General features: G+C 75.4%; 10 protein-coding genes. 3 read left to right on the top strand and 7 right to left on the bottom strand.

Annotated elements, in window-relative coordinates; all coding sequences use genetic code 11:
• Positions 1–260: 260 nt before the first annotated feature.
• The 5 genes from ACIRS1_RS16250 to ACIRS1_RS16230 form a co-directional block, all read right to left on the bottom strand.
• Entirely contained in the window at positions 261–1223 is a 963-nt protein-coding gene (locus ACIRS1_RS16250; protein ID WP_360212764.1) for a Ppx/GppA phosphatase family protein, read from the bottom strand.
• 145 nt (positions 1224–1368) lie between these two features.
• Positions 1369–2220 carry a glycerophosphodiester phosphodiesterase gene (locus tag ACIRS1_RS16245; RefSeq protein WP_402839981.1) on the bottom strand — a complete coding sequence of 284 codons (852 nt, stop codon included), beginning with the start codon at positions 2218–2220 and terminating at the stop codon, positions 1369–1371.
• A gap of 363 nt (positions 2221–2583) precedes the next feature.
• A complete protein-coding gene (locus tag ACIRS1_RS16240) occupies positions 2584–3906 on the bottom strand; it encodes an SUKH-4 family immunity protein (protein WP_402839978.1) in 1323 nt (440 codons plus the stop codon).
• A 1106-nt stretch (positions 3907–5012) separates the two neighbouring features.
• Complete coding sequence (locus tag ACIRS1_RS16235; protein WP_402839975.1) at positions 5013–7916, bottom strand: toxin glutamine deamidase domain-containing protein; 2904 nt, start codon at positions 7914–7916, stop codon at positions 5013–5015.
• A gap of 177 nt (positions 7917–8093) precedes the next feature.
• Positions 8094–8480, bottom strand: a complete 387-nt coding sequence (locus ACIRS1_RS16230; RefSeq protein ID WP_402839972.1) for a WXG100 family type VII secretion target — start codon at positions 8478–8480, stop codon at positions 8094–8096.
• A gap of 424 nt (positions 8481–8904) precedes the next feature.
• Here ACIRS1_RS16230 and ACIRS1_RS16225 point away from each other — a divergent pair, with 424 nt between their 5' ends.
• A complete protein-coding gene (locus ACIRS1_RS16225) occupies positions 8905–9741 on the top strand; it encodes a hypothetical protein (protein WP_402840050.1) in 837 nt (278 codons plus the stop codon).
• Between the two features lie 143 nt (positions 9742–9884).
• Here ACIRS1_RS16225 and ACIRS1_RS16220 read toward each other — a convergent pair whose 3' ends face one another.
• Positions 9885–11054 carry an NADH-quinone oxidoreductase subunit D gene (locus tag ACIRS1_RS16220; protein WP_360212754.1) on the bottom strand — a complete coding sequence of 390 codons (1170 nt, stop codon included), beginning with the start codon at positions 11052–11054 and terminating at the stop codon, positions 9885–9887.
• Positions 11051–12067, bottom strand: a complete 1017-nt coding sequence (locus tag ACIRS1_RS16215) for an SAM-dependent methyltransferase (protein ID WP_402839970.1) — start codon at positions 12065–12067, stop codon at positions 11051–11053. The genes ACIRS1_RS16220 and ACIRS1_RS16215 overlap by 4 nt, the downstream gene beginning before the upstream one ends.
• A 129-nt stretch (positions 12068–12196) precedes the next feature.
• On the opposite strand from ACIRS1_RS16215, the gene ACIRS1_RS16210 reads away from it, so the two are divergent.
• Both ACIRS1_RS16210 and ACIRS1_RS16205 read left to right on the top strand, forming a co-directional pair.
• Complete coding sequence (locus tag ACIRS1_RS16210; protein WP_360212750.1) at positions 12197–13423, top strand: sensor histidine kinase; 1227 nt, start codon at positions 12197–12199, stop codon at positions 13421–13423.
• Between the two features lie 35 nt (positions 13424–13458).
• A complete protein-coding gene (locus ACIRS1_RS16205; protein WP_360212748.1) occupies positions 13459–14148 on the top strand; it encodes a response regulator transcription factor in 690 nt (229 codons plus the stop codon).
• Positions 14149–14264: the final 116 nt, after the last annotated feature.

Raw genomic sequence — 14264 nt, 5'->3', positions numbered from 1 at the left:
GCGGAGGACCTCTCGGCGGAGGACTTTCCGCCGGCGGACTTCGCGGCGGCGGACTTCGCGGCGGTGCGCTGAGCCGCCTTCGCGGCCTTGGCGGCCTTCGCCGCGGTGGCGCCCTTGACCGCCTTGCCGAGCCTGCGGCGCGCGCCGTCCGGCCGCGGCTGCCCGTCCCCGGGGGCGCGGTCCTCCGGCGTCCCGTCCTCACCCGCTGGTTGCACCACGGGAGACAGCGTATGCGGACCGCGCTCCGAACGGGACCGTCCTCAGGGGGTGAGCGCCGGGCGGCGGCGGTCGGCGGGGCTGTCCATGGTGTCCAGGCGGCGCAGGATGATGCCCTCGCGCAGCGCCCAGGGACAGACGTCCAGCTCCTCCAGCCCGAAGAGGTCCATGGCGGCGTCGGCGACCAGTGCTCCGGCCAGCAGCTGCTTGGCCCGGCCCTCGGAGACGCCGGGGATCTGCGCCCGCTCGGCGACGGTCATCCCGGCCAGCCGCGGCAGCCAGGCGGACAGCCCGCTGCGGGTGAGCCTGCGGTCCGCGTACGGGCCGGCGTCGGCGGGCGCGGCGCCGGTCATCCGGGCCAGCTGCTTGAAGGTCTTGGAGGTGGCGACGGCGTGCTGGGGAGTGCCGAGTCGGGAGACCTCACCGACGACGGTGCCCATCTCGGCCCGGATGTGGCGTCTCAGCTCGCGCAGCCCGTCCGGGTCCGCCACGTCCCCGGGCAGCCAGCGGGCGGTCAGTCGGCCGGCGCCCAGCGGCAGCGAACAGGCGACGTCGGGCTGCTCGTCCAGGCCGCAGGCGATCTCCAGCGAGCCGCCGCCGATGTCCAGGTTGAGCAGCCGCCCGGAGGACCAGCCGAACCAGCGGCGGACGGCCAGGAAGGTCAGCCTGGCCTCGTCCTGCCCGGAGAGCACCCGCAGCTCCACCCCGGTCTCCGCGGCGACCCGGCCCAGTACCTCCTCGCCGTTGGCCGCCTCCCGGACGGCCGAGGTGGCGAACGGCAGGATGTCGACGACGCCCTTGTCCTCGGCGACCCGCAGCGAGGAGGCGACGTGCCCGACCAGCCGCTCGACACCGGCCTCGCTTATCGCGCCGTCGACGTCCAGCAGCTCGGCCAGACGCAGCTCGGCCTTGTGCGAGTACGCGGGTAGCGGGGCGGCACCCGGATGGGCGTCCACCACGAGGAAGTGGACCGTGTTGGAACCTACGTCGAGTACACCGAGTCGCATAACTCTCCACGCTACGCGATCCGGACCTGGGCGAGACCGGATGTGACCGTATTCGCGCTGGTCCCGGCGGGCACACCGGCGGTGGGGCAGTGCCCGCCGGGCACACCGGGGGCGGATCAGTGGCCTCGGCCGCGCCGGTGGTGGATCAGTGGCCGCCGGGCCCGGGCCGCGGCCCGGTGCGGCAGTTGGCGTCCGCCCAGCGCCGGGCCGGGCCCGGGGTGTCGGTGATCAGGCCGTCGGCGTCCCGGGCGGACATCAGCTGCCAGGACTCCTCGTCGTCGAGCGTCCAGACGTACACCTCGCGGCCCGCCCTGCGCTCGGCGGCGATCCGGGCCGCGGTCGCCAGCGAGGTGTCCAGGGCGATGCCCCGCAACGGCAGGTCACCCGGGTCCTCGGCGATCGCCGAGCCCTGGATCAGCACCACCGGCAGGGCCGGGGCGGCGGCGTGGGCCTGGTGCAGGTGCTCGGCCGAGAAGGAGTAGAGGACCACCTTGGCCCGGCTGGCGGCGGCGATCCGGGCGATCCGGACGACGTCCTCGGCCCGCTGCCACTTGATCTCCATCAGCAGGGTGGCGTTGCTGTCCGAGAGGCGGTCGAGCAGCTCCTCCAGGGTGGGCACCGGCTCGGCGGGGCCCGGCCCGACCGTCACCCGCAGGTCCGCGACCTGGGCGGCGGTCAGGTCGGCGACGGCGCCCTTGCCGTTGGTGGTGCGGTCCACGGTCGGGTCGTGCATCAGCACCGGGACGCCGTCCCGGGTCGTCTGCACGTCGGTCTCCAGCCAGTCGGCACCCTGCTCCAGGGCGGTCTCGAAGGAGGCCATGGTGTTCTCGGGAGCGCTGCGCGGGGCACCGCGGTGACCGATCACCACCGGGGCGTCGCAGGACGGCGTGGCGGCGACGGACCGGGCCTTCAGCGCGGGCGCGGAGGCGCATCCGGCGGCCAGGACCGCGAGGGCGGCGAGGACGGCCGTCTGGGCGGCGCGGGGCTGGGCGGTCACGGCTCGGGGGCTCCGGCTCCTGCTCGGTTCGGTCGGGGGGTGGTTCGGTCGGGGGGCCTGGTTCGGCCGGGGTCTGGTTGGGCGGGGGTCTGGTTGGGCGGGGGTCTGGTTGGGCGGGGGTCTGGTTGGGCGGGGGTCTGGTTCGGCGGGGGTCTGGTTCGGCCGGGGTCTGGTTCGGCCGGGGGTCAGCTGGCGGACGTCGCCGCCCGGTCGGAACGCATCTCATACGACTCGACGGCAGATCATCAAACTGATCCGACAACCCGACGATGCCATCCGGTTCCTCTCAGCCTGGGGCCACCTGGCGGCACGCCGACACCGCGGTGCGGTCCACGTCACCCGGACGAGTGGCCGCTGCGCCGCTCACAGCAGTCCGTCCCACGACTGCTCGACGATGACGGCCCACCAGTTCTCCGGATCGTCGAAGACCGTCCCGTCCACCGCCACCAAGGCCCGCTGCAGGGCCTCCACCGCCGCCCCGGCCGTCACCGGGTCCGACCCGCGCAGGGCGGGAAGCCACCCGGCGAACACCGCCAGGCAGCGGATGAAGGACCGCACGTCCGCGTTGCCGTACCGGGCCGTCCCGTCGTCCGGATCGACGGCCCGGACCGCACCGCTCACCGCGTCGAGCGTGACCAGCGCCCAGCCGTCCGACCCCAGCACCAGCCGCCCCGCCAGCGCCGCCCGCTCCCGCTCGGCAACCCGGGCGCCCCGACCCGCCGCCGCCAGGTGCGCCGCCAGCGGAGGCAGCACGGCGGCGGGGCGCGAACCGTCCCCGACCGCCGCCGCCCCCGGGTGGTACAGGGTGAAGAAGCCCGGCAGCACCGACGGCACACCCACCGTCAGCAACACGGCCGCCGCCTCCCCGGGCAACTCCGCCCGCGCCACGTCCGCCGGATCGAAGCGCTGCACGCCCGCCGCACCGAACCCCGCGGCCAGCCGGGCCGCCAACGCCGCATCCGACTCCACGGGCGCCGGTTCCTTGTGCGCCGACTCCGCGGGCACCGGGAGCGCCGCCCGCGGGAACGGCACCCGGTTCCGCACCGGACCGTCCGGGGGCGCGGGCAACGCCCGCACCGCCGCCGCCCGGTGATCGAACCTCGGACCGTACGGCACCTCGAAGCCCACCCGGACCCGCGGCAGCTCCGCCGCCAGCGCGTGCGCCCAGTAGCCGCCGGGCAGGGCACCCAGCCGCAGATCCGTGCGCACGGCCAGCACGTCCTCGGCCGGGACGCCCTGCTCGCGCAGCCACCACCAGCCGCGCAGCGCCGGGTGCGGCAGGCCGGCCGCCGAACGCAGGGCCAGCGAACGCACCTCGCCCGCGGCGTCCCGGTAGGTCAGCTCGGCCCGGGCGCCCCGACCGGTCGCCGGCGGACGCGCCGGGTCGTACCCGCCGGCGCCCACGAAGTCCCGGTACAGCCCGACCACCTCGTCCACCGGCACGGACGGCCACACCGTGAACCGACCGCTCTCCCGGTCCACCACGGCACACGCCGCCCCGACCTCCTCGGGCGGCCGCCGCTCCCCCGTCCGCGGATCCACCGCGACCTTCGGCGGCTCCGCCCAGACCACCCACCCGAGCTCGAACTCGTGCGCGAGAACCCGCCGCACCGCCCCGGCGCCCTGCGGGAGATCGCCGTTGATCCACCGATGACCCGCCGCCACCGCCTGCGCCCGCGAGATCACGCCGCCACCGCCCCCTCATCTCGACCACGCCGTCGACCCGCGACCCTACGACCCCGCCCATCCCCCCACCACAGCCGCACTCCCCGACCCGCCCCCGCCGAGCCACTCCCCGCCCACTCCCCCGGCACGGAAAGTCGACCCGACCGACTTCCCACGCAGGCCCACCAGGCGCGGAGCCCACCCCCGGAGGAATATGCAGACCGGTCTACCTAAGTCCCCGCACCCCCGGCCCACCCGGGCGATGCCCTGTGCAACACCACGCCGGGCCGGCGCGAACGAGGGGTGAATATGACGGTCGGTCTACATATCCCCAGCGCCGCCCCACCGACCCGCGCCCAGGAAGTCGACCTGCCCGACTTCCCACGCAGGACCACAGGGTGGGACCAGCAAGGAATATGACGGTTGGTCTACATATTCACCCCAGCGGCAAGCGCACCAATCCGTACGCAGGAAGTCGACTCCGCCGACTTTCAACTCCACACTCACAGACGCCACAGGGCGCGACCACATAGGACGACCAATCTAGGTGCGGCAAAGCCGGGACGCAGCCACCCTGCACGGGAAGTCGACATGGCCGACTTCCTACGCAGGACCTCCTTGGCAGCCGGGGTGGAATATGGCGGTCGGTCTACAGATTCCTCCCCGCTACAGCGGCGCCGGGCTGCACACAGGAAGTCGACCGCGCCGACTTCCCGTGCACAGGTCGCGCCGGATAGGCCGAGCAGGACGACCAGTCCACACATGACACACCCGGGCCGCGGCCACCCTGCACAGGAAGTCGACCCGATCGACTTCCTGCGCGGCGCCCCAGGGGGAGCTCGGCGAAGAATATGACGGTCGGTCTACAGATTCCTCCCCGCTACAGCGGCGTGACCTGCGTGCAGGAAGTCGACCGCGCCGACTTCCCGCACAGGTCACGCCGGACGGGCCGAATAGGACGACCGGTCTACATATGGCACGCCTGGGCCAGGGCCACGCCGCGCGGGCAACCTCCGGGTGAATATGACGGTCGGTCTACATATTTGGCTGGGGCCGAGACGGGGCGCGCACAGGAAGTCGGATGGGTCGACTTCTTGTGCGGGCGGCGGGCGGCGGGCCGGGGGGCCTCAGGGGGTGGGGGTGACGTCCAGGGGGTGGCCTTCGGGGGTGAGGGTGATGGCCCAGAGACCGCGGGTGGCGGGGTGAAGAGGGGTGGAGCCCTGGCGGGCGAGCTGGTGGTCGAGATACGTGACGGCGTTCCGGTGGTTGACGGCGTTCCAGGCGTGGGGGCGGCCGTGGTCGTCGAGGGTGAGGAGGAGCGCCTGGGCGCCGTGGCCGGAACGGAGCAGGTCCGCGACGAGGCGGTCGAAGGCCGGCCCGCCGTCCCCGAGGTCGCGGAACGGAGCGCCGAGTTCGCGTTCCGCACGGTCGCGACCGCCGCGTTCCCCGGCGTCGCCTTCGGTGGGGATGCGGGGGGCCGCGCAGGTGGGCAGGCCGGCGTGGGTCTCGATGGCGGAGAGGGCGATCTCCAGGCTGTTGTTGGCCCGGCCGGGTTCGCGGTACCCGCCGTCGTTGACGGCTTCGGCCCAGCACCCGGCGGCGGGGTCGGGGTGGCGCAGCGGTCGGCCGTCCTCGTCGCGGGGTGTGCGGCGTTCGAGTTCGGCCTGGTGCTGGGGGTCGACCGGGGCGAGCCCGCCCGGCAGGCCGTAGGGGCGGCTGTCGGCGAGGGTGCGGGGCCGGACGGCCGGGTCCTCGGTGTGGCCGGCGCGGCGGGCGCGGAGGGCGAGTCGGAACGCCGTCGCGTGGGCGGTGGCGACCGGGACGACGCCCCAGACCAGCGCGGGGTCGGCGGCGACGGGTGCGGCGGAGTCCCGGCGGCGGCCGTCGGGCTGGTGCGGTTCGGGCCGCGCGGGGTTGGGCCCGACGACCGGCGGGGCGGGAACGACCGCCTGCGCGGGCGGGGCCCCCGGGGAGGTGCCCGGGGCGGTCGGGGCGGTGGGCGTGGCTGGGTACGGCGCGGTGCCGACGGGAGGGCGGGGAGCGGCGGCCCCCGGGCGGGGTTCGGGTCCGGGCTGCGGACCGCCGGTGGCGGCTGCCGCAGCGGCCGGCGCACCCGTGCCCGGCGCGCCCGTGACCGGTGCCCCGGGCGTCGCGGCCGCACCGGTCGGGCCGGCGCCCGGCCCACCGGCCCCGGCAGCGCTCCCGAACGGTGCCGGAGCGCTCCCGGAGTACCCGCCACCGCCCACGAGCGGGCCCGCCGCGCCGGACGGGGGTCCGTAGGCCGGCGCCGCGAGGTGCCCGGCCACGCCCACCGGACCGACCGCCCCGACCGCCCCGACCGGTCCGGTCGTCCGGACCGACGGCGGCGTCTCGGGCGGCCCCTGGTCGTACGAGGGGGTGGCGGCACCGGCCGGCGGGGCGAGCACGGAGTCGGTCCGTACGGTGACGGGCCCGCCCCCGTTGCCGCCGGTGTGCGCGGGGGCCGGCGCGGGCTGCTGGAGCGGGTAGTCGCCGTCCGACCAGCCGCCCCCGCCACCCCCGGCCACCGGGGCCACAGCGGCCCGGGCGGGCGTCGACCAGTCGGCCCCGGCCGGTGCGCCGCCGTGCCCCGGCCACCCACCAGTGGCATGGGACGCGACGGACGCGACGACGGGTCCGTCCGGGGAGAGGCCGCCGGTGACGGCGCTGGTCCCGGCGACGGCCGTGTCGGGCCCGAGCGAAGCCGTCAGCAGGTCGGGAGCGGCGGCCCCCGCCACCCCCACCCCGCCCGCCGTCCTGGGTCCGGTCCGCGGTCCGGACGTCGGACCGGTCGCAGGGTCGTCCGTCGAGTCCGGGTCCGGGTCCCGACCCGGGCCCGGGTCGGGAGCGGGGATCAGCGAGGTCGTGAGGACGGCCGGCCCGCCGGGCAGCAGTCCGGCGAGCGGCAGGCCGTGCGGCTCCTGGTCGGACGCCCTGCCGTCCCGGCCGTCCGGACCGGTGAGCAGCGGGCGCCCGTGTTCGTCGAGGCCGACGGCCGGATCGGCCACGCCGACGAGCGGTCTGCCGTCCGGCCCGGTGACGACGAGCAGTCCGGCGACGTCAGGGAGGGGCGTCCCGTCGGCCCGGAGGATGACCGGTCGGCCGTCCTGTCCGAGGACGGGCTGCCCGGCCCCGTCGAGTTCGACGGTGAGCCCGGGCACGCCGACCAGCGGTTTCCCGTCCCTCCCGGTCAACAGGACGAGTCCGGTGCCGTCCGCGCCGAGCACGCCGGGTTCGCCGAGCGCGGCCGGCAGGCCCGCGGCACGTGCGTCGAAGGCGCCTGCGGCGGCGGTCCGGTAGGAGTAGGAGGCGGTGGTGACCCCGGGCGCGGCGCCGAGCCGGAGCAGCGCGACCGCGGCCGGGTCCTTGAGCGCGGTGGCGAGGCCGTCCTTCATCCCGCGGCCGAGCTCGTCGAGCAGCCCGCCGATCTTCAGGCCTGCGGTTTCGACGGCCAGCGTCGTCTTCGCGTCGGCGAGCTGCCGCCCCGCGGTGTCCCGCACGGCTGCGGTGGCAGCGGCGACGGTCCGGCGCAGCCCGCCGAAGATCCCGTCGGCACCACCCCCGGCCGGGGCGGCGGACACCGGGGCGGCGGGCACCGGAGCAACGGCGGCCTCCTGGACCGCGGCGGCCTGCTGTTCGGCCTGCCTGAGCTCGGCGGCGAGTTCCCGGAGGGTGGCGACGATCTCGGCCTTGCAGCCGTCGACGGCCCGGGCGGCCTGGTCGAAGGCCCCGGCGACCAGCCCGACGGCGGCGTGGGCGTCGTCCAGGTGCCCCTTCCCCCCACCGGTGAACGCCTGCCAGTACGCGCCGAAGGCGTCGACCGCATGGCCGGAGTTCTCGCTGGTGACGCGTCGGGCGGACTCGCCACCGCGACGGGTGAGGCGGTCCGCCTCGGCGGCGAACTCCCGCCAGAGCCCGGCCGCCCGGCGCAGCCCGTCCTCGTCGGCCTGTGGCCACTGGTGGCCGGTCCTGGCCAGGACCGGGGCCAGTTCCTCGGGCAGCTTCCGGGCCACGCGCTTCCCCCTTCAAGACCTTCGAGACCTACAAGCCCTACAAGACCTACAAGCCCTACGAGCCCCGCGTGCCGTGAACCGCCCGCCGCCCACCGCCCACGGAGCGCGGCGGACGCCCGAGCACCGGCACCCCACCCCCCTGGCCCACGACCCACCGGGCCCGGGGAACGCCGACCGTCAGGCCGACACGTCCTTGGGGACGACCGCCGCCGACCCCGGGGTTGCCGCTGCCCCCGGCGGCCCGAAGCCCGCCGCCGCCGAGGTGTCGGTGTCCGCGGTGCGGTCGGCCATGGTGTGGAGCCCGGCACCGACCTGCCCCAGCCGCCCTGCCAGCCCCCGCAGTCCACCGGCGAGTTCGCCGCGCGCCGGCCCGTAGACGGTGGCGAAGCCGCTGCCCGGCCGGTCCGTGCCCCATGGTGCGCCGAGGGCGGCGAGGTCCCGCTCCAGGGCGCCGACGGCCTTCGCCAGATCGCGCCCGATCCGCTCGAACTCCCGTGCCTCGCCCCGCAGTTCCCACGGCTTGAGGACGAAATCCCCGCTGCCGGCGACCCCGTCGTCTGGCATCCCCGTACCTCCCCGTCGCGGATTGGCCGCCATCCTAGGGCTTGTTCCGGACGGTCGGGCGCAGGGCGTTTCTCCGGTACCCGGGGGGTGCTGCGGGCTGGGCCGGTGCGGGTGGAGCCGTTCACGCGTCCGCGGGTGCGGCAGTGCGAGGGCCTGGTGCGGGCCTCCAGTCGTGATCACCGGCCCTCGGCGAACGTGCAGGTCGTCATCGACGCCGACGCCCGACCGCAGCCGCCCCGGCCGTCACCCCCCCCCGGGCCTCCTCGGGCACCCCCCGGCACCCCCGCGCCCGGCCGAGGCGCCGCGAGGCCCCCCGGTGGCGGGCGGTCCGCCGGCCCCGCGAAGGCTCTACCCTTGCCGGGTGGCACCAGCAGAAACGTCCAAGAAGAAGTCCAAGGCCTCCTCCGCGCCGGTCGACCTCGCGATGCCGACCCTGCGCCGCGAGACCCCGCTCGGCGGGATCCCGCGCGACGAGGTCCCGCTCGACTTCCCCCGCGCCTGGGTCGAGTTCGCCGACCCCGACGACGAGGAGCAGGTCTTCCGCTGCGACCTCACCTGGCTGACCTCCCGCTGGTCGTGCGTCTTCGGCCAGGGCTGCCACGGCATCCGCGAAGGCCGCGGCGAGTCGGACGGCTGCTGCACGCTGGGCGCGCACTACTCGGACGAGGACGACGAGAAGCGCGTCCTCGGGCACGCGGCGCGGCTGACGCCCGAGCTGTGGGAGAACTTCGCGCACGGCACCGACGCCAAGGGGCGGATCAAGTCCGACGGCGGCGTCACCATGCTGGACGAGGACGGCGACCGGCAGACCCGCCGGGTGGGCGGCGCCTGCATCTTCGTGAACAGCCCCGGTTTCGCGGGCGGCGCGGGCTGCGCCCTGCACGCGCTGGCGCTCAAGGAGGGCCGGGAGCCGCTGGAGACCAAGCCGGACGTCTGCTGGCAGCTCCCGGTCCGGCGCACCTACGACTGGATCGACCGCCCGGACGACACCCGCTACCTGCAGGTGTCGATCGGCGAGTACGACCGCCGCGGCTGGGGCCCGGGCGGCCACGACCTGCACTGGTGGTGCACCGGCGCCCCGGCCGCGCACCAGGGCGCGGACCCGGTGTACGTCAGCTACCGCCCCGAGCTGACCGAGCTGATGGGCAAGGCGGCCTACGAGGTGCTGGCCGGCCTGTGCGCGGAGCGGATCGCCACCAAGGGCGACCGCAAGGTGGCCCCGCACCCGGCGGACCCGGTGAAGAAGCCCAAGAAGGCCTGACCCGCCGCAAGACCCGGGAGACGCAGGCCCGGCGCACGGCCCGGGAGACGCAGGCCCGCCGCAGGGGCCGGGCCACCGGCCCGCCCCCGGGGCGCCCGCCCCGGGGCGCCCACCCCGGGGCGCCCACCCCGCGCACCGCCCGCCTACTTGTCGATGTCCCCGACCACGAAGAACATCGACCCGAGGATCGCCACCATGTCCGCGACCAGCGTCCCCGGCAGCAGCTCGGTCAGCGCCTGGACGTTGTTGAACGACGCCGAGCGCAGCTTGAGCCGCCACGGCGTCTTGTCGCCGCGCGAGACCAGGTAGTACCCGTTGATCCCGAGCGGGTTCTCGGTCCACGCGTAGGTGCTGCCCTCGGGGGCCTTGAGGACCTTGGGCAGCCGCTGGTTGACGGGCCCGGGCGGCAGGGTCGCGAGCTTGTCGAGGCAGGCGTCGGCGAGGTCGAGCGAGTTGACCGTCTGCTCCAGCAGGCACTCGAAGCGGGCCAGGCAGTCACCCTCCTCGCGGGTGACGACGGTGAGCACCTGCCGCAGTTCGTCGGAGCCGTACGCGAGGTAGGGCTCGTCGCGGCGCAGGTCGAGGTCGAGGCCGCTGGCCCGGGCGATGGGTCCGCTGACGCCGTACGCCTCGGCCTGGGCCCTGGTGAGGACGCCGACGCCGGCGGTGCGGGCGCGGAAGATCTCGTTGCCGAGGACGAGTTCCTCGAAGACCGGCAGCTGGGAGCGGACCACGGCGACGGCGGTGCGGACGCGGCCGAGCCAGCCGGCCGGGAGGTCCTCCTTGAGGCCGCCCACCCGGTTGAACATGTAGTGCATGCGGCCGCCGGAGGCCTCCTCCAGGACGTGCTGGAGGTCCTCGCGGCCGGTGAAGGCGTGGAAGATCGGGGTGATCCCGCCGAGTTCGAGCGGGTAGGAGCCGAGGAACATCAGGTGGTTGAGCACCCGGTTGAGCTCGGCGAGCAGGGTGCGGATCCACACCGCCCGTTCGGGGACCTCCATGCCGAGCATCCGCTCGACGCCGAGGACGACACCGAGTTCGTTGGCGAAGGCGGAGAGCCAGTCGTGCCGGTTGGCCAGCATGATGATCTGGCGGTAGTCGCGGGCCTCGAAGAGCTTCTCCGCGCCGCGGTGCATGTAGCCGATCACCGGCTCCGCGGTGACGATGCGCTCGCCGTCGAGCACCAGCCGCAGTCGCAGCACGCCGTGCGTGGCGGGGTGCTGCGGGCCGATGTTGAGCACCATGTCGGTGGTGCCCGCCTCGCCGGTGAAGTTCTCGGCTCCCGCCCCGATGCCGACCGTGGTCTCCCTCATGGGGTCAGAGTCTGCCATCCCGGCAGGTGGCGCAGGCTCTCCGGTACCGGCATGCGGACCGTCTGGGCCAGCCAGCCGAAGGCGCCGAGCCCGGCCGGGTCGGTCAGTTCGGCGCCCTCACCTGCGCCGCTGAGCGCCCGCAGGTACCCGACGGGGTCGCTGGAGGCGAGGGCGAGTGCCGGTCGGGCGCCGCTGACTCCGAGGGCCCGGAGGGCGTCGCGCTGCGTCGTCCACAGGCTGTGGAGGCCGGGGGCGGCGGCGGAGTCGAGGGCGACGTGCGCGGTGACGTCGCAGGAGCCGTCCGGGACGGGGGCCACCTCGCGGCCGCCGCGGAAGCCGGCGAGGGTGCCGAAGGGGGGCCGCCGCCCGGCGGTGTGGGCGTAGTCGACGGCGACGGCCAGGCCGCGGTCGAGTCCGGCGACGGCGTGCGCCCAGGCGGCGTCGCGGGGGCCGCCGAACTCGACGCGGTCCCCCGGCTGCCGGGCGGGCCACCAGCGCCCGGCCCAGGCGGCGTCGGCCGCCGAGACGGGCTCGCCGGGCCGTTCCTCGCCGGTGGCGGTGTCCACCTCGCGGTAGCGCAGCACCCCGTCCTCGTCGACCTCGCCGGCGTCCAGCGGCACGTTGTCCAGCCACTCGTTGGCGAACAGCAGCCCGGTGCGGCCGCGCGGCACCGCGTCCGTCCAGCGGACCGCGTCCGGCAGCCCGGCCGGGCGGTCCGCGAGCTCCACACCGTACGGGCGCAGCCGCGCGAGCACCTCGCCGGGCAGTTCGGCCAGCACGCCGGCGAGCAGTTCGCCGCGTCCGGCCCCGACGTCGACCAGGGCCAGCTCCTCCGGACGACCGAGGGCCTCGTCAACCTCCAGCAGCAGCCGTGCCACCGCGCGGGCGAACAGTTCCGAGGCGTGCACCGAGGTTCGGAAGTGCCCGGCGGGGCCCTCCGGCCTGCGGTAGAAGCCGCCGTCCGGGTCGTACAGGGCCTGTTCCATGGCGGGCGCCCACCGCATCCAAGTCATGGGCCGGGACGCTACCCGGCCGCCGGGCACCCCTGCCCATCGGCACCCGTGCGTCTCCGACCTACGGAGTAGGACGGATCGCCCTACCGGCGGACCTGGGCACACCGCGTGACTGCCTACGCTGGAGACGTGCATCGACTCAACGCCTGGCTCCGCCGTCACCCCATGGTGGTCGACGCCGCCTGGGCTGCGGTCGTGCTGTTCTTCGGCCTGCTGCCGAACGACAACTTCCCCGACGGCTGGCGCTTCGACGCGCAGATCCTGGTCGCGGTGCTGCTGCCCGCGCTGATGGTCTTCCGCCGGCGCTTCCCCGACGTGACGGTGGCGGCCGCCGCCGGCCTCGGTCTCGGCCAGGTGGCCGCCGACGTCGATCCGGCCGCCTCCTCGATCGCCTACCTGGTGTTCGCCTACACCGGCGCCGCCTTCGGCCAGAAGTGGACGTCCCGGCTGGCGCTGGCCGCCGGTGTCGCCAGCGGTCCGCTGGTGTTCTGGCAGCTGCACCCGATGAAGACGGAGCTGGACCACGCCGGCGACGCGGTCACCCGGGAGTACTCCCCCGGCCAGGCCCTGCTGATCATGCTGCTGATGAGCACGCCGTTCATCCTCTGCTGGGCCTGGGGCCGGCTGACCCGGGTGCGCCGCGCCTACCTGACCGAGCTCGAGGACCGCGCGGCCCGGCTGGAGCGCGAGCGGGACGCCCAGGCCAAGGTGGCGGTCGCCGCCGAGCGCGCCCGGATCGCCCGCGAGCTGCACGACGTGGTCGCCCACAACGTCTCGGTGATGATCGTGCAGGCCGACGGCGCCGCGTACGTGCTCGACAACTCCCCGCAGCAGGCCAAGGAGGCGCTCGGCACCATCGCGTCCACCGGTCGGCAGGCGCTGGTCGAGATGCGCCGGCTGCTGGGCGTGCTGCGGACCGCGGACACCGCCGAGGAGTACGTGCCGCAGCCCGGGGTCGAGGAGCTGCCGGAGCTGCTGGAGCAGGTCCGCACGGCGGGGCTGCAGGTGGACTACGCGACCTCCGGGCACCCCCGCGAGCTGCCGCGCGGCGTCGAGCTGACGGTCTACCGGATCGTCCAGGAGGCGCTGACCAACGTCCGCAAGCACGGCGGCCCGGACGTGCACGCCCGGGTCGCGGTCGACTTCGGCGAGCGGGAGCTCGCCGTCCTGGTCGAGGACGACGGCCGCGGCAGCACCGACGAGCAGCTCACCGCCGGCGGCACCGACGGCCTCGGCCACGGCCTGATCGGCATGCGCGAACGGGTCGGCATGGTCAGCGGCCGCCTCGACGTGGGCCCCCGCCCCGGCGGCGGCTTCCGGATCCGCGCCGTCCTCCCCCTGAAGGCGGCACACTGAGTCCCCCGTCGCCCCGACGCCCCGAAGGAGCCACCTTGACCATCCGCGTGATGCTCGTCGACGACCAGGAGCTGTTGCGCACCGGCTTCCGGATGATCCTGCAGTCGCAGGGCGACATCGAGATCGCCGCCGAGGCCGGTGACGGCGCCCAGGCCCTCGAACGGCTGCGGCACACGCAGGTGGACGTGATCCTGATGGACGTCCGGATGCCGCGCCTGGACGGTGTGCAGACCACCCGCCGGATCTGCCTCGCCGAGGACGGGAGCCCGCTGCCGGACGCCCCGCACGTGCTCATCCTGACCACCTTCGACCTGGACGAGTACGCCTTCGCCGCGCTCAAGGCCGGCGCCAGCGGCTTCCTGCTGAAGGACGTCCCGCCGACCGAGCTGGTGGCCGCGATCCGCGCGGTGCACGGCGGGGACGCGGTGGTCGCCCCGACCACCACCCGCCGCATGATCGACCGCTTCGCCGAGGTGCTGCCCACCCCGCAGAGCTCGCCCGGCTCGGACGTGCTGGGGCCGCTGACCGAGCGCGAGCGGGAGGTGTTCCTGCTGGTCGCGCAGGGCCTGTCGAACGGCGAGATCGCCGCCCGGCTGGTGCTCTCCGAGGCGACGGTGAAGACCCACGTCGGCCGGATCCTGGCCAAGCTCGGCCTGCGCGACCGGGTCCAGGCCGTGGTGCTCGCGTACGAGGCGGGGCTGATCCGGGCCGGCGCAGCCGACTGAGACCCCGCCGCCCGCCCGTAGAATGGGCCGGTGCGTCCGGTACCCGAAGAGGACCGGAACGATCAGTCGAGGAACCAGGGCAGGCTGTGGGCGAGCGGAGCGAGCCCGCTGTGGAC

The organism is Kitasatospora sp. NPDC101176 (assembly GCF_044768035.1).
In the GTDB taxonomy this organism is placed as follows: Bacteria; Actinomycetota; Actinomycetes; order Streptomycetales; family Streptomycetaceae; genus Kitasatospora.
Note: the sequence above shows the minus strand (reverse complement) of the source record. Positions and strands in the feature narration are given on the sequence as shown.

What these genes read in the sequence shown, in the direction of transcription:
- ACIRS1_RS16225 (WP_402840050.1), top strand. Translation starts at nt 8,905, where the DNA reads ATGCCGACCCTGCGCCGCGAGACCCCGCTCGGCGGGATCCCGCGCGAC.
- ACIRS1_RS16220 (WP_360212754.1), bottom strand. Translation starts at nt 11,054, where the DNA reads ATGAGGGAGACCACGGTCGGCATCGGGGCGGGAGCCGAGAACTTCACC.
- ACIRS1_RS16215 (WP_402839970.1), bottom strand. Translation starts at nt 12,067, where the DNA reads ATGACTTGGATGCGGTGGGCGCCCGCCATGGAACAGGCCCTGTACGAC.
- ACIRS1_RS16230 (WP_402839972.1), bottom strand. Translation starts at nt 8,480, where the DNA reads ATGCCAGACGACGGGGTCGCCGGCAGCGGGGATTTCGTCCTCAAGCCG.
- ACIRS1_RS16250 (WP_360212764.1), bottom strand. Translation starts at nt 1,223, where the DNA reads ATGCGACTCGGTGTACTCGACGTAGGTTCCAACACGGTCCACTTCCTC.